Origin of the sequence: Hydrogenophaga sp. OTU3427 (genome assembly GCF_038440225.1) — a bacterium.
Classification (GTDB): Bacteria; Pseudomonadota; Gammaproteobacteria; order Burkholderiales; family Burkholderiaceae_C; genus Hydrogenophaga.
In genome coordinates, this window is sequence record NZ_JASATI010000030.1 from 1 (window position 1) to 17,009 (window position 17,009).

The window sequence follows — 17,009 nt, forward strand, 5'->3', positions numbered from 1 at the left end:
CTTCGGCGATGCTGGCCTCATCGGCCTGGGCCAGCGGAAGGGTATCGATGCTGCCCGGGTCCGTCGCTGTGCCAACGTTGCCGGCCGGGTCGGTCACCGTTGCCACGGCGGTGTACGGGCCTTCCACCAACGGTATGGTGGGCGTGACCTCGTAGGTGCCGCCAGGCTGGACCGTCGTGGTGATGGTCTGCGGCGTGCCGGTGCTGTCGGTGATGGTCACCGTCACGGTGCTGCCCACCGGCTGGTCGGTCGTGCCGGTGATGGCCGGAGTCTTGTCTTCGGTGTTGTCGGGTGCATCCACCGTCACCAGAGGTGCCGTGGTGTCGATGCTGCCCGGATCGGTGGCCGTGGCCACATTGCCAGCCGGATCGGTCACCGTGGCGGTCGCCGTGTACGAGCCCTCAGGCAAGGGTGTGGTGGGCGTGACCTCGTAGGTGCCACCAGGCTGGACCGTCGTGGTGATGGTCTGTGGCGTGCCGGTGCTGTCGGTGATGGTCACCGTCACGGTGCTGCCCACCGGCTGATCGGTGGTGCCGGTGATGGTCGGGGTGGTGTCCGGCGTGTTGTCCGGGGCGTTGACCGTGACCAACGGGGGCGTGATGTCGATGCTGCCGGGGTCGGTGGCCGTGCCGGGGATGCCGGCCGGGTTGGTCACGGTCGCGACGACGGTGTAGGGCCCCTCAGGCAGGGGCGTTGTGGGCGTGACCGTGTAGGTGCCGCCCGGTTGCACGGTGGTCGTGATGGTCTGCGGCGTGCCGGTGCTGTCGGTGATGGTCACGGTCACCGTGCTGCCAGGTGGCTGGTCGGTGGTGCCGGTGATCGTGGGCGTGGTGTCGGGCGTGTTGTCGGGCGCGTTGACCGTGATCACGGGCGCAGGGGCCGGGGGTGCTGGCACGGGCTCGGGCGCGGGTGCAGGTGGCACCGGAGGAGGCGGGGACGGGGGAGGAGGGGAAGGCACGGAGGGCCCATCCACCACTTCGACGGACGGCAGAATCGCGGTGTCCTGCCCCTTGGGACCCGGGTTGCCCCCGGTGTCCTTGACTTCAGCCTCCACCACCAGGGTCGTGCCGGCGCTGGGCGGCGGGAACGTGACATCGACCGTGCCACGGTCGATGTCGGGCTGGGTCAGCACGATTTGCTGGGTGTTGCCCTGGTTGTCACGCACCACCAGGGTTTCGCCCACCTTGGCGTCGGCCGGCAACGTGACGCGGACGTCCACCTGACCGTTGAGTTCCTCCTTGCTGATGGTGCCGTCGTTGTTCGCGTCCTCGGTGATCACGACCACCGGCGGCTTGCGGGTCGGCGCGGACGAAGAACCGCCGCCACCGGCACCCAGCAACAAGCCGCCCAGCAGCAGGGGCCACCAGGGCAATGCACTCGCATCGCTGTAACCCAGGCTGTGGTACGAGTAGGCCTCGTTGGCCAGGTTCCACGACAGCAGCGAAGCCTCGCCCTCCTGGGGCACATAGGTGTAGTACTGACCGTCTTCGGCCAGGCCAACCAGGCGGGTACTGTCCGCTTTGAAGTAGTCCTCGACGATGATGTCCGCGGGCGCGTCACGCTCCTCCGCGCGGCCTTCCACCGCCAGCACGATCTCGAGATCGTTCTTGCGCCGACGCACCAGCATCTGGTCCGGTGCCACGCCCTTGAGCGGGTCTTTCAATTCGTAGGTGACGCCACTTTGCGCCTTGACCACCAGCGGCTTGCCCGCCTTGCCAGCATCGGTGTTCACGGTCGTGACCACACGCTCCCCGTTGGTGCCGTTGACGAACCACTGCAATTGCTTGTTCATTTGAATGCTTCCCTGTTTTGTTTGTGGCTCTATGGCCTGGTCCGCGCCCGCTCAACCCTGCGGTGGGGTGGTGCCCTGAGTCGCGGCCTGTCTTCTTGATCGGTCACCGGCCAGCTGCGGTGGGCAGATGGCCGGCGTGTGTTTCATGGCGCCAAGGTGCCACCGGTCTGGGGCACGCTGCCAATCAGCTCGATGGCCACCCGCCGGTCCGGCTGGAGGCAGGCCACCAAGGCCTTGCTGGCTTGTTGGCCTTCACACTGCGTGGTGACGGGCTCTTGTTCGCCCCGCCCCTCGGCCGCGATCGGCATGGCCAGCCCGCCAGCGCGCAGGCGCGCCACCACGGTGTCGGCACGGGCCTGCGACAACTTCAGGTTGTAGGCTTCGGTGCCCAGGCGGTCCGTGTGGCCCACCACGCGCAGGCGTTCGATCTGGACACCTTGTGCACGGATCTCGCGTGCCAGCGCGTCCACCGCGTCACGCCCCTTGGGCAGCATGTCCTTTTCACCCGATTTGTCGAACTGGAACAGCGCATCCGCCCCCAGTTGCACCCGTTTGAGCACCACCGGCACGGTGGGCACCACCACGGGCACAGGCGGCGTGGCCACCGCCGGCACCACCGCAGCCTGCTTGGGCGTGCAATCGGGCACGTGCCGGTTGATGATGTGGGAGGCCATCTGGAGCTTGTCCAGGCGCTGCCGGGCCTGCTCGGCAGGCACGGGCGTCACGCTGAAGGGGCCTGCCGGGTTGTCGTTGACCTGCAGGTAGATGACTTGGCCAGCCTGCGCGGTCAGCGCCTGGTAACGGGGCACACCCACGGTTTCGGCCCGATCCGCGGTGCCCGCCATCAGCGCGCCGGCACACACCCTGGCCTGGGCATAACGGTCGGCCAGCAAGGAGCCGACGACACGGTCGTTGGCAAGCACCAACGGCACCCGGGCATCCGATCCGCCCTCGCGGAAGAACACCAGCACGGCCTCATTGGCCTGCGTGGTCTGCAAGGCCGTGAAGCCACCGGCGGGCCCCTGCAATTTGCCACCCGGTACCGAACACGCAGCAACCAGCCATGCGGCAGCCAACAACGCACCCACCTTGAACCATTTGTTTTTCATGCATCCCCCTGATCAAACTGCACGTCGGCACAACACCGTTGCGTCAGCATGGCCACAGCCAACCGTCCTCAGGGGAGTTTCATGCGAATGTGTGGCCACATCGCCCATACCCACGCGGCGCCAGACACAATGACGTGTTGGCCACTCGCGCGCTTCCCTGATCTCTTGTTGCCTGTCACCTGTACGCCACCACACAGGCTGCCAAATCTCAACGATGGCATGCCCGTCTTTGACGTTGTCGAGATGTTACGGAATCTTGTGTCCCGCGTCCACGTCGGAAATCAAAGGATTGTCAGGACGCCACGCGTCATTTTTGACATCGATGCGGGCACCATCCCACATGTCCCCCACGAACCCACACAAACTGTATTAGTAAATAAAACATTACAGATAACCCATATGGATCTCAAACTGTATTGGTTCTGTAATGGCATTGACCGCTAAAGTGCGCAACTATGACTTGGCAAGAATTCACCGCATTGTTGGCACTGGCCACCGCCATGAGCTTCAGCCCCGGCCCCAACACCACCTTGTCCACCACGCTGGCGGCCAACCGCGGCCTGCGGGGGGCCTTGCACTTCGTGTCGGCCGTGCCGGTGGGCTGGGGCCTGCTGCTGCTGGTCTGCAGCGCCGGCCTGGGGGCCCTGGTGCTGGCCATCCCGGCCCTGCACTGGGCGATACAGGTGGCGGGCACGGCCTACCTGCTGTGGCTGGCGCTCAAGCTCAGCGGCAGCGGGCAGCTCGGCCCGACCGATGCCGCTCGTCTGAATGTGACTTTTGTCCAGGGTGTGGCCTTGCAGTTCGTCAACATCAAGGCGTGGATGCTGGCCCTCACCATCGTTGCCGGGTGGATCGCTGGCCGCGACAACACCCTGGAGCGTGTGGCCCTGGTGCTGCCGGTGATGCTGGTGTATGCCTTCGCCAGCAACCTGGCCTATGCGTCCGCGGGCGCCCTGCTGAGGCACTGGCTGGCACAGGGCCACAGGCTGCTGTGGTTCAACCGCGCCATGGCCGCCGTGCTCGTGCTCACCGCCATGTGGATGGCCTGGCGATGAGTTCCCACACCTCCACGCACACCCACGGCATGTGGCTCGGCCTGCTGGGCGTGGGTATCTTCGCGCTCACGCTGCCGCTCACGCGCCTGGCCGTGGGCACGACCGACGCACCGCTGATGTCGGGCCTGTTCGTGGCCATGGGGCGCGCGGTGGCCGCGGCCGGCCTGTCCGCCGTGTGGCTCGCCTGGACGCGGGCTCCCTGGCCCAAGGCCCAGGACTGGAGCCCGCTGGCCATGACCGCGTTCGGTGTCGTGCTGGGCTTTCCGCTGCTGACCTCGGTCGCTATGCGGCACGTCGAGGCGGTGCACGCCAGCGTGATCGTCGGCGTGTTGCCCCTGGCCACCGCCGCCGTGGGCGCGCTGCTGCACCGCCAGCGGCCATCGCTGCGCTTCTGGGCCTGCGCCGGCCTGGGCAGTGCGCTGGTGGTGCTGTACGCCGTGTTGCGCTCGAGCGATGGCGGCCTCAGCCTGCACCCGGCCGACGCCCTGCTGCTGGCCGCCATGCTGTGCGCCGCCGTGGGCTACGGCTACGGCGCCCGCCTGTCGCAGCACATGCAGGCCGAACACGTCATCTGCTGGGCGCTGCTGCTGGCCTTGCCCGTCACGCTGCCCCTGGCCGCCTGGTCGTGGCCCACCGAAAGCCTGCCCGCCAGCGCCTGGGGCGCCTTCGCCTACGTGGCCGTGTTCTCCATGTGGCTGGGTTTTTTTGCCTGGTACCGCGGCCTGGCCCTGGGCGGCACGGTGCGCGTGAGCCAGGTGCAACTGGCCCAGCCCTTTTTGTCCATGCTGTTCGCCGTGCCGCTGCTCGGTGAATCGCTGGACGCCGCCACCGTCGGCTTCGGCCTGGCGGTGGTCGCCACGGTCTTCATCGGCAAACGCATGCCCGTGGCCGCGCCGCACATCCCATCCCATACCCACACCACGAGGAGCCCCACATGAGCTGGACCCTGGCGCAACGCGCCCACAAGATGAACCCTTCCGTGATCCGCGAGATCCTCAAGGTGACCGAGAAGCCAGGCATCATCAGCTTTGCCGGCGGCCTGCCCTCGCCCAGCACCTTCCCCATCGAGGCCATGGCCGAGGCCACCGCCCGCGTGTTCGCGCAAGACGGCCGCGCCGCGCTGCAGTACTCGTCCAGCGAGGGCTACGGCCCCCTGCGCGACTGGGTGGCCAACGAATTGAAGAAGCAGGGCATGTCGGTCGGTGCCGACCAGGTGCTGATCACCACCGGCTCGCAACAGGGCCTGGACCTGATCGCCAAGGTGCTGATCGACAGCGGCAGCCGCGTGCTGGTGGAGACCCCCACCTACCTGGGCGCGCTGCAGGCCTTCACGCCCATGGAGCCCGAATTCGTGAGCGTGCACAGCGACGCCGAAGGCGTGGACGTGGCGGACTTCACGGCCAAGGCCGCGGGCGCGCGTTTCATGTACGTGTTGCCCAACTTCCAGAACCCCACCGGCCGCACCATGAGCGCCGCGCGCCGCATCGCTCTGGCCCAGGCCGCGGCGGCCGCCGGCGTGCCACTGGTGGAGGACAACCCCTACGGCGACCTCTGGTTCGACACGCCGCCGCCGCCCGCGCTCTCGTCGCTGGTGCCCGACAACAGCGTCTACCTGGGCTCCTTCTCCAAGATCCTGGCGCCCGGCCTGCGCCTGGGCTACATCGTGGCGCCCAAGGCCGTCATGCCCAAGCTGCTGCAGGCCAAGCAGGCCGCCGACCTGCACACGCCCAGCTTCAACCAGCGCATCGTCGCCGAGGTGCTCAAGGACGGCTTCATCGAGCGCCACGTGCCCACCATCCGCGCGCTCTACAAGCGCCAGTGCCAGGCCATGCTGAGCGCGCTGGCCGAACACTGCAGCGGCCTGCTCGAATGGAACGCGCCCGATGGCGGCATGTTCCTCTGGGGCCGCTTGCCCGCCGGTGTGGACGCCGTCAAGCTGCTGCCGCTGGCGGTGGAACACAACGTCGCCTTCGTGCCCGGCTCGGCTTTCTATGCCGACCAGCCCGACGCGCGCAGCATCCGCCTGTCCTTCGTCACCGCCAGCGAAGACCAAATCCGCACCGGCGTGGCGGCGCTGGCCCAGGCCATCCGCCAGTTCCAGCAGCAACGCTGACCCACTCCGCCGAGGCCACCATGCTCAAGATCTGGGGACGGCTGAGTTCGATCAATGTGCGCAAGGTGGTCTGGGCGGCCCAGGAGGCCGGCGTGCCCTTCGAGCGCGTGGACGCCGGCATGGCCTTCGGCATCGTCGACACGCCCGCCTACCGCGCCCACAACCCCAATGCCCTGGTGCCGCTGATCGACGACGGCGGCTTTGTCCTGTGGGAGTCCAACGCCATCGTGCGCTACCTGCTGGCCCGGTACGCGCCGGATCGGCTCTACCCGGACGACCTGTGCCAGCGCTTCGACGCCGAACGCTGGATGGACTGGCAGCAGACCACGCTCAACCGCGCCGGCGGCCCCGCCTTCGTGCAGTGGATACGCACACCGCCCGAGCGGCGCGACCACACGGCCATCGCCGCCTCCGTGACCGCCACCGAGCCGCTGCTGGCCATGATCGACGCCCAGCTCACGCGGCAGCCCCACATGGCGGGCGAACACTTCGGCATGGCCGACATCGTGATCGCTTGCGAAATCCACCGCTGGTGGGGCCTGCCCCAGCCGCGCCCGGCCACCCCCCACATCGATGCCTGGTACCGGCGCATGCAAGAACGCCCGGCCGCCACCGTCCTGTCCCTGGAGCTGTCATGACCTCACGCCCCTTCCAACAGATCGACGTTTTCACCGCCACGCCCTACCTGGGCAACCCGCTGGCCGTGGTGCTGGATGGCCGCGGCTTGAACACCGAAGCCATGCAGGCCTTCACCGACTGGACCAATCTGTCGGAGTGCACCTTCCTGCTACCGCCCACGCAGGCCGGCGCCGACTACAAGGTCCGCATCTTCTGCCCAGGCCGCGAGCTGCCCTTCGCCGGCCACCCCACCCTGGGCAGCTGCCACGCCTGGCTGGCGGCCGGTGGTGTGCCACAGGGCGAGCTGATCGTGCAGGAATGTGGTGTGGGCCTGGTGAAAATCCGCCGCGACGGCGCCCGCCTCGCCTTCGCCGCGCCGCCCCTGCGCCAGGTTGGTCCGCTGCCCGAGGCCGACGTGACCCTCATCGCACGGGGCCTGGGCGTGGCGCGCGACGACATCCTGGCCCACGCCTGGTGCGACAACGGCCCCCAGTGGCGCGGCGTGATGCTGCGTTCGGCCCAGCAGGTGCTGGCGCTGCGGCCCGACAGCAGCGTGCTGGCCGGGCTGGAGGTGGGCGTGGTCGGCGCGCAGGCGGCGGGGCAGGACACCGACTTCGAAGTGCGCGCCTTCTTCCCCGGCCACAACGGCCTGGCCGAGGACCCCGTGACCGGCAGTCTCAACGCCGCGCTGGCACAGTGGCTGATGGGCGCCGGCCTGGCCCCGGCACGCTACACCGCCGCGCAGGGCACGGTGCTGGGCCGCGCCGGCCGGGTGTACCTGGAGCGCGACGCCGACGGCGCCATCTGGGTCGGCGGCGACAGCGTGAGCTGCATCCAGGGCCAGGTCACGCTGTGAGCCCCAGCGCCGCGATCGACCACCTGGTGGTGGCCGCACGCACCTTGGCCGAGGGCGTGGCCTGGTGCGAACAGACGCTGGGCGTCACGCCCGGCCCAGGCGGGGCACACGCCCTGTTCGGCACCCACAACCGCCTGCTGCGCTTCGATGGCGCGCCACAGGATCCACCGGCTTATCTGGAGATCATCGCCGTCGACCCAGCCGCCACGCCCACGCGTACCGCGCCGCGTAAACGCTGGTTCGACCTCGACGACGCTGTCCTGCGGCAGCACCTGGCCGACCACGGCCCGCAGCTCATCCACTGGGTGGCGCGTGTGCCCGATCTGGAGGCCTCGCTGCGCGCCTGGGCGGCGCTGGGCCTGGCGCGTGGCCCGGCCATTGCGGCCTCGCGCCCCACCCCGGTCGGCCTGCTGCAATGGCGGCTGAGCGTGCGCGACGATGGCCAACGCCTGCTCGACGGTTGCCTGCCCACCCTGATCGAATGGGGCGACACCCACCCTGCGCGCGGCATGGCCGCCAGCGGCCTGCGCCTCGACCGGCTCGCGCTTCAGCACCCCCAACACGAGCGCCTCGCGCAGGCGCTGGCCGCCATCGGTCTGAACGGTGTGGCGGTCACGGCCGGTGCGCCACGGCTCACGGCCACCCTCGACACCCCCAACGGCCCGCGCGCCTTGCATTCGTACGGTTGAACCCATGCTGCCCACCCTGTCCGAGATCGAAGCCGCCGCCGACGTGATCTACCGCGCCTTCCCGCCCACGCCCCAGTACCGCTGGGCCACGCTGAGCCAGCGGCTGGGCACCGACTGCTGGGTCAAACACGAAAACCACACGCCCGTGGGCGCGTTCAAGATCCGTGGCGGGTTGACCTTTTTCGACGACCTGCAGCGCGCCGGCCAGCTGCCGCGGGCCGTCATCAGCGCCACCCGCGGCAACCACGGCCAGAGCGTGGCCTGGGCAGCGCGCGCCCACGGCCTGCCCTGCAGCATCGTCGTGCCTCACGGCAACTCGGCCGAGAAGAACGCCGCCATGCGCAGCCTGGGCGCCACCCTGATCGAACACGGCGAGGACTTCCAGGCCAGCCGCGAACACGCCACCGCGCTGGCCGCCGACACCGGCGCACTCATGGTGCCCAGCTTCCACCCCAGCCTGTTGCGCGGCGTGGCCACCTACTGGTGGGAATTCCTGCGCGCCGCCCCTGGCCTGGACGTGATCTACGTACCCATCGGCCTGGGTTCGGGCGTGTGTTCCGCCATCGCGGCCAAGCTGGCGCTGGGCCACCGCACACGGGTGGTGGGTGTGGTCAGCGGGGGCGCCACCACGTACGCCGATTCGCTGGCCGCCGGCCACGTGGTGCCGACCGCCGTGAACACGGTGCTGGCCGACGGCATGGCGGTGCGGGTGGCCGATGCCGACGCGCTGGCCATCCTGCAGCAACACCTGGACCACGTGGTGGTGGTCAGCGACGAAGCGGTGGCACAGGCCATGCGCGACCTGTTCACCGACACGCACAACGTGGCCGAAGGCGCCGGTGCGGCCGCCTTTGCCGCCGCCTGGCAGGAGCGTGCCGCATTGCGCGGCCAGCAGGTCGGTGTGACCCTGTGTGGGGGAAACGTGGACGCCGAGGTGTTCGCCCGCGTGCTGATGGGCGCAGCCACCTGAGCGACAGCCGCCTACGCGACTGCGCGCGCTGGAACCCGGGCCCGCCTTTGGCCACAATGGCCGCCATGGGACAGCTCTACCTTGTGCGCCACGGCCAGGCCTCGTTTGGCGCCGAAGACTACGACCAGCTCAGCGAGCTGGGCCAGCGCCAGAGCCGGCGCCTGGGCGAGTATTTCCGCGCCAAGGGCCTGGGCTTTGACGCCGTGCTGACGGGCAGCCTCAAGCGCCACGCCCAGACCTGGGCCGGCATACGCGATGGCCTCGGCGCCACGCCCGAGCCGCTGGTGTGGCCCGGCCTCAACGAATACGACAGCGAAGCGGTGATCGCCGCCGTCCACCCGCATCCGCTGGACAAAGCCGACACACCCGAGAAGTACCGCCAGCACTTCCGCCTGCTGCGCGACGGCCTGGCTCAATGGATGGCGGGCACCGTCACGCCGCGGGGCATGCCCAGCTATGTGGACTTCGTGGCCGGCATCACCAGCGCGCTCGACCACGTGAAACGCCACCACCATGGCCAGCGCGTGCTGCTGGTGTCCAGCGGTGGCCCCATCAGCACGGCGGTAGGTCACATCCTGGGCACACCTGCCGAGACCACCATCGAACTCAACATGCGCATACGCAACAGCGCCGTGACCGAGTTCGCCTTCAACCCCAAACGGCACATGCTGCTGACCTACAACACCCTGCCCCACCTGGACAGCGCCGAACACGCCGACTGGGTGACCTACGCTTAGAACGTGCCGGGCCCGTCGCGCAAGGTGGACAGCGGCAGGCGCGAAACCTCCTGCAGCAGCAGCGCGAGCTGGGTCGCGGCCGCCTGCAGCAGCGCCTGGCCCTTCTGCGGCGTGGCGGCCAATGCGTTGCCGGCCGCGCCCTGCGGGTTGTAGTCCTGCATCTGCCAGCCCAGCTTGGCGCTGCGGCCGTTGCCCAGGATGGGGTGGTGTGGTGCCCGCACCTGCGAGGCCGACTCGAAGTTCGCGGCCTGTCCCATGTCCACCGACTGCGGCGCCAGGGCCAGCATCATGGACGTCTCGATCGCGCCGGCGTGCACGCCAAAGCGGTGCTCCTCGGCCGGGAACAGGCCGTTGACCGCGTCGCCCAGCGGCAGGCTGTACCAGCTGCTGCTGTAGACGATCAGGTCGTGTTCGGCGCGCAGCTCACGCGCCACGATGTCCATCGCTCCCACGTGCCCACCGTGGGCATTGAACAGCACCAGCTTGCGGATGCCGGCGCGCGCCACGCCGGCGCCGATCTCGCGCCACAGCGCGATCAGCGTCTGCGAGGACAGGGTCAGGGTGCCGGGAAACCGCGCGTGTTCCGGGCTCAGGCCCACGGTCTGTGTGGGCAGGACCAGCACCGGCAGGCTGACCGGCAATTGGGGCAGCGCCGCGCGCACCACACCGTCCACCAGCACCGTGTCAACGCCCAGCGGCAGGTGCGGGCCGTGCTGTTCGGTGGCGCCCAGGGGCAGCACGGCCACCACCTCGCCCAGGTCGGGTGCGGCGGCCAGCCGGGCAAAGTCGCGGGTGCTGAGTTCGGACCAGTAGCGGGATGGCAATTGCATGGTGGACACAACAAAGAAAAGGCCGGAACGCCACGCGCCCCGGCCTCGAGTGTATGTCCGCGCCGCCGGGCACGCGGCGGGTTCAGCGTTCGCGCAAGGCCTCGCGGGCGCGGTTCAGCGGCTTGACCAGGTACTCCCACACCGTCTTGCTGCCGGTGTGGATGTCGGCGGTGGCCACCATGCCAGGCGCGATCGGGAAGCGCCGACCCTGGGCATTCTTGAGGTGGTCCTGCGTGGTGCGCACGTACACGCGGTAATAGAACTGGTCGCGCTTGACCTCGTCCTGGATGGTGTCGGGCGAGATGTTGACGACCTGGCCCTCCAGTCCACCGTAGATGGCGTAGTCATAGGCCGTGACCTTGACCATGGCCCGCTGCCCCGGGTAGATGAAGGCCACGTCACGCGGCGCGATGCGGGTCTCGACCAGCAACTGCTCGTCCACCGGCACGATCTCCAGCAACTTGCCGTTGGGGGGAATCACCCCGCCCACGGTGTTGACCTCGATGTTCTTGACCACCCCCTTGACGGGCGAGTGCACCACCGTGCGACTCAGCGAGTCGCTGCGCCCCCGTGTGATGGACCCCTGGGTCTCGATCTCGGCATTGGCCTTGGCCAGTTCCTCGCGCGCTCGCACCAGGTACTGGCTCTTGGTGTCGCTGATCTTGGTGCGCAGGTCACTCACCTGGCGTTTCAGGCGCAGCACTTCCACGTCGCTGGCGGCCCCCTGCGCCACCAGCGATTCGGTCAGTTTGAGTTCGCGCAGGATCAGCGCCAGCGTCTCCTCCAGCCCCAACACGGTGTCGCGCAGGCTGTTCAGGCGCGACTGGTGCAAGGCGGTCTCGGCCCGCACCAGGCCGGCGTCGGCCAGCACCGATTTCGGGAACACCAGCGGCGTGCCACCGACCTCGGCCCGCAACCGGGCCGCCGTGGCCAGCGCGGCCTGCAGTCGGGCATCGCTTTCTCCCACCGTGCTTTCGATGCGGGTGGGGTCCAGCCGGGCCAGCACCTGCCCCACCCGCACCTCGTCGCCTTCGCGCACCATGAGTTCGGCCAGGATGCCGCCCTCGAGCGACTGCACCACCTGCTCTCGGCTGGAAGGCACCACCTTGCCGGTGCCCACCGTCACCTCGTCCAGCGGCGCACGGTAGGCCCAGGCCCCCAGCGCCAGGACGGCGAGCACGGCCAGCCAGACAATCATCGAGGCACGCGGCAAGGCGCCATTGCCTGGCGACACCGACGCGCCCCGGCGCACCACCGCGCCAGGAGAGGGTTGGACCGCGTTCATTGCGCACCTCCTTCGGGCAACATTTCCGTGCGCGGCAGACGGACCACCGTCGCACCTGGCCGTGGCGCGCCGGCCGGCGCAGCGCTGCTGGGTGGTGTCCTTGAGCCCGGCGGTGCGCCCGGGTCGCGGGCGCCGCCCATCATCCGGTCGCGCGGGCCGTCGGCCACCACCCGGCCGGCGTCCAGCACCACGATCCGGTCCACCCACTGCAAGACCGCGGGCCGGTGGGTGGCCACCACCAGGGTGCGGTGGCGCAGCCAGGGCGCCAGTTGCTCGATCAGCTGACGTTCGCTGGCGTCGTCCAGCCAGGCGGTGGGCTCGTCGAGCAAGAGCACCTGGGGTTCCCGGATCAAGGTGCGCGCGAGCAACAGCGTCTGCCGCTGCCCGCCGGACAAGCCCTTGCCGCCCTCCAGGATGGGGTGGTCGAGCCCGCGCGCGAGCTGCTGCACCAGGGCGGCCGCGCCACTCAGGCGCAGCGCCCGCACCAGGTCGTCCTCGCTGGCGTGCGGCATGCCCATGGTGATGTTGTCGCGCAGGCTGCCGTAGAACAGGCTGGCGTGCTGGTTGAGCAGCGCGACATCGCGGCGCACATCCGAGGGATCGATCAGCGAGAGCTTGAGGCCATCGAGCATGACCTGCCCCTCCTGCGGCATCTGCATGCCGGCCAGCAACTGCAGCAACGTGGACTTGCCCGCGCCGTTGCGCCCGAGCACCGCCACCTTTTCACCCGGGCGGATGCGCAGTTGCTCGATGGAAATGATCGGACTGGGCTCCTGCGGGCTGTAGCGGAACAGCGCGTTCTTGAGCTCGTAGTCGCCACGCAATTGCGGGCGGTGTACCTGCTGGCTGCGTTCGGGCTGGTCCACCGGCTTCTTCATCAACTCGTTCAACCCATTGCGCGCCACCTTGGCCTGCTGCCAGCGTGTCATGACCGCCGACAGCTGGGCCAGCGGCGCGATCATGCGCGAGGACATGATGGAGCAGCCGATCAGGACCCCAGTGGTCATGTTGCCCGCCATCACCTGGTAGGCCCCCACCACCAGCACACCGGCGTACACCAGTGTCTGCACTTCCTGTGTCCAGTTGGTCAGCAGGCCCGCCACAAAACGCTGCCGCATGCCCACGTTGGCCGAGACCTCGTTGATGTGGTTCCACTGGCCCTGGAAGCGCGGCTCCGCGCGCAGCAGCTTGATGTCGTCCAGGCCCTGAACGGTCTCGACAAGCATGGCGCTGCGCAGGGACGATTCGCGCATGCCCTCCTGCGACAGACGCGCCAGCGGCCGCTGCATGAGCAGGCCCGGAATCACCAGCAGCGGGATGGCCGCCAGCGGCACCCACACCAGCGGGCCGCCGAGGCCCCACATCACAAAGGCGAACAGCAGGAAAAACGGCATGTCGACCAGGGACGTGACCGTGGTCGAGGTGATCAGCTCGCGCACCTGCTCCAGCTCGCGGATCTGTGAGATGAAGCTGCCGGTGGACGCGGGCCGGGCGTCGTTGCGTATGCGCAGGGCGTGGCCGAACACGCGGTCGGAAATGCGCAAATCGGCCCGCTTGCCCACCAGGTCGGACAAGTGGGTGCGTGCCAGGCGCATGGCAAAGCCGAACAGCACCGCCAGCAGCAGCCCGCCCAGCAGCACCCACAAGGTGTGTTCGGACTGCGCCGGGATCACGCGGTCGTAAATTTGCATGCTGAACAGCATGGAGCCCATGGCAAGCACGTTGGCCACCAGCGACGCCACCATCACGTCGCCGTAACGCGGCCAGTCGCGCAAGGCCATCTGCCAGAACCAGTTGGCACGGTAGGGACGGATGTAGTCGTCCACGCGCGCGTCGGGCACCGAGGCCACGGGCTTGGCCAGCAGCACCCGCAGCACGCGGCCTTCCAGCTCGGCCGTGCTGAGCGTGGTCAGCAGCCCATGCTCGCCGCTCAGGCGCAGGCTGACCTCGCCCGAGGCGCCGACCTTCTCGATCACCGCCAACTGCTGGCCACCCAGATCGGCAATCAGGGGCAGGCGCCAGGGATCCAGCATGTCGCGGCTGAAGCGCTCAAAGACCACCGCCAGGCCCAGCTGGCGACCCATGTGGTCCACCAGCTCGTCCAGCGGCACGTCGCGCGCCAGCCAGTCCGCCTCGACCTTGGCGCGCTCGGGCGAGCCCTCGACACGGTAGTGACGGGCCACCGCCAGCAGCGCGTCGAGCCAGGCCCGCGCACGCGGGTGCACCTGCGACGCCGCCGGATCGGCCGTCGCCTGGGTGGTGGCAGCGTCGGCCTGGGCGGGCGGCCGCAGCGTTTCGTTCGTGTTCATGGCAGCACCTCCAAGCCCTGCACCTGGTTGTGGTTGATCTCGTAGACGTCGCGGGCCTGGCCGCTGGCCTCGATGTAGTTGACCAAGGCCGACCACAGGTCGTGCTGGTTCTGGGCGACGTCAAAAGCCGCCTGCGCGATCTCCTGCTCGGCATTGAGCAGGTCCAGCGCGCTGCGGGTGCCCAGCGAGAGGTACTGTTCGCGGTAGAGGCCGCGGGTGTCGGTGATGCTGCGCTGGCGTTGCAGCAGCGGTTCGCGCAAGGCGACCAGGCCATCGATGCGTTCCCGCAAGCCCTTGAGCTTGTCCTCGATCTCGATGCGCTTGGCGTCCACCCGGGCCTCGGCCCCCAGCACCGCCTGCGCGGCGGCTTGCTCCTGGGCCGCCATGGCGCCGCCCTGGAAGGTGGCGCTGCTGAGCTTGACGAACAGGCCATGGTCGCCGCTGCGCCCGTTGACCTGGCCGCTCAGGTAGCGGCTCATCGAGGCCTCGAGCGACACGGTCGGCTTGCGGGCCGCGCGGGTGCCGTCGAGCCGGGCCAGCAGCGCCTGGCGCTCGGCCTCGGCCACCAGCACCGCCGGCCAGGCCTGGGCCGTGGCCGGCGTGGCCAGCGCCGCCCCCAGGCGCGCGGCCGGCAGCGGCGCCACCCGCTCGGGCAAGGCCCCGGCCACCAGGGAAATCAGCCGCGCCCGCCACTGTCGGGACTGCGACTGCAGCTGCAAACCGTAGACCTGGGCCGCCTGCACGCGGGCACGTGCCTGCACCGGGTCCACCTTGGTGCTGGCGCCCAGCTGGGCCCGCAGATCGGTGACTCGCGCCACGTCGTTGAGCGCGGCCACCTGCTCGGTGGCGATCTTTTCCAGCGCCTGGTAGCGGCTGAGCTCCACCACCGCCAGGGCCGCCTGCGTCGCCACGGTGTCGATCTGCAGCAGCACCTCGGCCTGGGCGCGGCGCACGCCGGCCTCGGCCTCGTTGACCTGGCTGCCCACCTTGCCAAAGTCGTACAGCATCTGCGAGGCCGCCAGCGAGGCCGACGGCCCGGTGGCCGACACCGACTGGCGCCCGGCGTTCAAGCCGGCCTGGAAGGCCGGCATGTAACCCGCCCGCGCCACCTCGACGCCACTGCCCTGCTGCGCCACCTGGGCCACCGCCGCGCCAATGGCCGGCTGCCAGGCCACGGCCGCCTGCACGGCGCGCACCAGGTCCAGCTCGGCACCGAGCTCGACGCCGCGGGAAGCACTGACCGGGGATGGGGCGGGTGCGCGCAGCACCGCCTGTGACATGGCCTGTGCGCCCACCGGCCCGGCGGCCTGGACCGCTGGGGGCCGCATGAAGCCCAAGGCACCTGAAGGGGATGTCCAGTCCGGCCCGGACTGGGCACAGACGTTGGCAACCGCAAAGCCCTGCAAACACAGCGCCCACAGCCGCCTGCCCGCAAAGGGCATGCGATGTTTCATTTTTTTCTACTCCCTGAACGCCCTGTCGCGAGCGCTTTTTTTATGCCGGTTGTGTGCGTCGGCTTTGACAGACCGTTAAGCACCAACCACTTGCTTTTTACATTGTAGTGACGGTCCAGGCGACCGCGCAAGTACCGTTCGGCACATCCGAGTGTGCACCGGCTTGGATGTGACATTGATTAACATTCAATGCACACATCCACATGCCGTTCAAGGTCCCAGCCGCCCCGCGCGGCGCGCCTGCGCCACCACCGCGTCGAGCTGGCCACGCAGCCAGCGGTGGGCCGGGTCCTGGCTGTAGCGCTGGTGCCAGATCAGGTACATGGGCATGGTCGGGCACGGCAGCGGCGGCTTCACATGCGCCAGGCCAGCCAGCGTGTGCAGCGCCAGCAGGCCCGGCACGGTGGCCAGCAGCGGCGTGCCCAGCATGAAGGCCGGCAAGGCGCTGAAGCCCGGGACCATGACCACAAAACGCCGCGACACACCCTGCGCGGCCAAGTGCTGGTCCAGGTCCAGGCTGCGCCGGGGTTCGTAGACCACGGTGGCGTGGTCGGCCGCGAGGTAGTCGGCGCGGTGGCGCGGCGCCGCGCGCACAGCCGGGTCGTAGAAGACGCGGTAGCGGTCCTCGAACAGGCGCTTCTGCACGATGTCGCTGCCGTCCGGCGGGCGCGGGCTGATGACCAGCTGGCATTCGTCGGCACGCAGCATGTCCAGTCGCGGCACGGCCGAGGGCACCACCCGCAGCAGCACCTGCGGCGCCTGCTCGCGCAGGCGCAGGGCCAGAGCGGGCAGCAGCAGGTCGCGCTGGAAGTCGTTGGCGGCGATGGTCAGCGTGGTTCGCCACTGGGCGGGATCGAAGTCGCCCCACTGCGCGAACTGCTGCAGCTCGCGCAGCAGTTCGCGCGCCCGCGGTGCCAGGGCCTCGGCGCGCGCGGTGGCCACAATGCCACGGCCCGACTTGACGAACAGGGGATCGCCGGTGATGGCGCGCAGCTTGTCCAGCAGGTGGCTGACCGCCGACTGCGTGACCCCCAGCTGCTGCGCCGCCCCGGTGATGGAGCCCGCGTCCACCACCGCCACCAGCAGCTGCAGCAAGCGGGCGTCCCAAGCTGATCCATCTGTTTTGCTCATGTGTCACATGATGACGCATCGCTTTATCTGTGGCAACAGGATCGCGATACTGCGGGGCATC

Annotated in this window: 15 protein-coding genes; 8 read left to right on the forward strand and 7 right to left on the reverse strand. The window is 69.3% G+C overall.

Going from position 1 to position 17,009, the window contains the following annotated elements; translation table 11 throughout:
• Together AAHB17_RS16510 and AAHB17_RS16515 are read right to left on the reverse strand one after the other, a co-directional pair.
• Window positions 1-1,792: Ig-like domain-containing protein (locus AAHB17_RS16510; RefSeq protein WP_342131735.1), on the reverse strand; the 1,792-nt coding region annotated here is incomplete at its 3' end.
• A 143-nt stretch (window positions 1,793-1,935) separates the two neighbouring features.
• The gene (locus AAHB17_RS16515; protein ID WP_342131736.1) at window positions 1,936-2,901 is read right to left on the reverse strand and encodes an OmpA family protein; all 966 of its coding nucleotides are present in this window, start codon (window positions 2,899-2,901) and stop codon (window positions 1,936-1,938) included.
• Between the two features lie 455 nt (window positions 2,902-3,356).
• On the opposite strand from AAHB17_RS16515, the gene AAHB17_RS16520 reads away from it, so the two are divergent.
• From AAHB17_RS16520 to AAHB17_RS16555, 8 genes are all read left to right on the forward strand, one after another.
• Window positions 3,357-3,956: a LysE family translocator gene (locus AAHB17_RS16520; protein WP_342131737.1), complete on the forward strand. Its 600-nt coding sequence runs from the start codon at window positions 3,357-3,359 to the stop codon at window positions 3,954-3,956.
• The gene (locus AAHB17_RS16525) at window positions 3,953-4,894 is read left to right on the forward strand and encodes a DMT family transporter (protein ID WP_342131738.1); all 942 of its coding nucleotides are present in this window, start codon (window positions 3,953-3,955) and stop codon (window positions 4,892-4,894) included. Before AAHB17_RS16520 ends, AAHB17_RS16525 begins: the two co-directional genes overlap by 4 nt.
• The gene (locus tag AAHB17_RS16530; protein WP_342131739.1) at window positions 4,891-6,069 is read left to right on the forward strand and encodes an aminotransferase-like domain-containing protein; all 1,179 of its coding nucleotides are present in this window, start codon (window positions 4,891-4,893) and stop codon (window positions 6,067-6,069) included. Before AAHB17_RS16525 ends, AAHB17_RS16530 begins: the two co-directional genes overlap by 4 nt.
• Before the next feature lie 20 nt (window positions 6,070-6,089).
• Complete coding sequence (locus tag AAHB17_RS16535; protein ID WP_342131740.1) at window positions 6,090-6,707, forward strand: glutathione S-transferase family protein; 618 nt, start codon at window positions 6,090-6,092, stop codon at window positions 6,705-6,707.
• On the forward strand, window positions 6,704-7,543 hold the full coding sequence (locus AAHB17_RS16540; protein WP_342131741.1) for a PhzF family phenazine biosynthesis protein: 840 nt from the start codon (window positions 6,704-6,706) through the stop codon (window positions 7,541-7,543). Before AAHB17_RS16535 ends, AAHB17_RS16540 begins: the two co-directional genes overlap by 4 nt.
• A complete protein-coding gene (locus AAHB17_RS16545; RefSeq protein ID WP_342131742.1) occupies window positions 7,540-8,232 on the forward strand; it encodes a VOC family protein in 693 nt (230 codons plus the stop codon). The genes AAHB17_RS16540 and AAHB17_RS16545 overlap by 4 nt, the downstream gene beginning before the upstream one ends.
• 4 nt (window positions 8,233-8,236) lie before the next feature.
• Complete coding sequence (locus AAHB17_RS16550; protein ID WP_342131743.1) at window positions 8,237-9,202, forward strand: threonine dehydratase; 966 nt, start codon at window positions 8,237-8,239, stop codon at window positions 9,200-9,202.
• Between the two features lie 65 nt (window positions 9,203-9,267).
• The gene (locus AAHB17_RS16555) at window positions 9,268-9,939 is read left to right on the forward strand and encodes a histidine phosphatase family protein (RefSeq protein WP_342131744.1); all 672 of its coding nucleotides are present in this window, start codon (window positions 9,268-9,270) and stop codon (window positions 9,937-9,939) included.
• Here the strand turns inward: AAHB17_RS16555 and AAHB17_RS16560 are convergent.
• The 5 genes from AAHB17_RS16560 to AAHB17_RS16580 all read right to left on the reverse strand — a co-directional run bounded on the left by AAHB17_RS16560 (window position 9,936) and on the right by AAHB17_RS16580 (window position 16,948).
• On the reverse strand, window positions 9,936-10,769 hold the full coding sequence (locus AAHB17_RS16560; RefSeq protein WP_342131745.1) for a creatininase family protein: 834 nt from the start codon (window positions 10,767-10,769) through the stop codon (window positions 9,936-9,938). The genes AAHB17_RS16555 and AAHB17_RS16560 overlap by 4 nt on opposite strands.
• An 82-nt stretch (window positions 10,770-10,851) precedes the next feature.
• Window positions 10,852-12,054 carry an HlyD family efflux transporter periplasmic adaptor subunit gene (locus AAHB17_RS16565; RefSeq protein WP_446719611.1) on the reverse strand — a complete coding sequence of 401 codons (1,203 nt, stop codon included), beginning with the start codon at window positions 12,052-12,054 and terminating at the stop codon, window positions 10,852-10,854.
• Entirely contained in the window at window positions 12,051-14,363 is a 2,313-nt protein-coding gene (locus tag AAHB17_RS16570; RefSeq protein WP_342131746.1) for a type I secretion system permease/ATPase, read from the reverse strand. The genes AAHB17_RS16565 and AAHB17_RS16570 overlap by 4 nt, the downstream gene beginning before the upstream one ends.
• A complete protein-coding gene (locus tag AAHB17_RS16575) occupies window positions 14,360-15,691 on the reverse strand; it encodes a TolC family protein (RefSeq protein ID WP_342131747.1) in 1,332 nt (443 codons plus the stop codon). Before AAHB17_RS16575 ends, AAHB17_RS16570 begins: the two co-directional genes overlap by 4 nt.
• A 336-nt stretch (window positions 15,692-16,027) precedes the next feature.
• The gene (locus AAHB17_RS16580; protein ID WP_342131748.1) at window positions 16,028-16,948 is read right to left on the reverse strand and encodes a LysR family transcriptional regulator; all 921 of its coding nucleotides are present in this window, start codon (window positions 16,946-16,948) and stop codon (window positions 16,028-16,030) included.
• Between the last annotated feature and the right edge of the window lie 61 nt (window positions 16,949-17,009).

Excerpts from the sequence above, each read along its gene's own strand:
- AAHB17_RS16515 (WP_342131736.1), bottom strand. The coding sequence starts at position 2,901 with ATGAAAAACAAATGGTTCAAGGTGGGTGCGTTGTTGGCTGCCGCATGG.
- AAHB17_RS16520 (WP_342131737.1), top strand. The coding sequence starts at position 3,357 with ATGACTTGGCAAGAATTCACCGCATTGTTGGCACTGGCCACCGCCATG.
- AAHB17_RS16525 (WP_342131738.1), top strand. The coding sequence starts at position 3,953 with ATGAGTTCCCACACCTCCACGCACACCCACGGCATGTGGCTCGGCCTG.
- AAHB17_RS16530 (WP_342131739.1), top strand. The coding sequence starts at position 4,891 with ATGAGCTGGACCCTGGCGCAACGCGCCCACAAGATGAACCCTTCCGTG.
- AAHB17_RS16535 (WP_342131740.1), top strand. The coding sequence starts at position 6,090 with ATGCTCAAGATCTGGGGACGGCTGAGTTCGATCAATGTGCGCAAGGTG.
- AAHB17_RS16540 (WP_342131741.1), top strand. The coding sequence starts at position 6,704 with ATGACCTCACGCCCCTTCCAACAGATCGACGTTTTCACCGCCACGCCC.
- AAHB17_RS16550 (WP_342131743.1), top strand. The coding sequence starts at position 8,237 with ATGCTGCCCACCCTGTCCGAGATCGAAGCCGCCGCCGACGTGATCTAC.
- AAHB17_RS16555 (WP_342131744.1), top strand. The coding sequence starts at position 9,268 with ATGGGACAGCTCTACCTTGTGCGCCACGGCCAGGCCTCGTTTGGCGCC.
- AAHB17_RS16560 (WP_342131745.1), bottom strand. The coding sequence starts at position 10,769 with ATGCAATTGCCATCCCGCTACTGGTCCGAACTCAGCACCCGCGACTTT.
- AAHB17_RS16565 (WP_446719611.1), bottom strand. The coding sequence starts at position 12,054 with ATGAACGCGGTCCAACCCTCTCCTGGCGCGGTGGTGCGCCGGGGCGCG.
- AAHB17_RS16570 (WP_342131746.1), bottom strand. The coding sequence starts at position 14,363 with ATGAACACGAACGAAACGCTGCGGCCGCCCGCCCAGGCCGACGCTGCC.
- AAHB17_RS16575 (WP_342131747.1), bottom strand. The coding sequence starts at position 15,691 with ATGCGGCCCCCAGCGGTCCAGGCCGCCGGGCCGGTGGGCGCACAGGCC.
- AAHB17_RS16580 (WP_342131748.1), bottom strand. The coding sequence starts at position 16,948 with ATGAGCAAAACAGATGGATCAGCTTGGGACGCCCGCTTGCTGCAGCTG.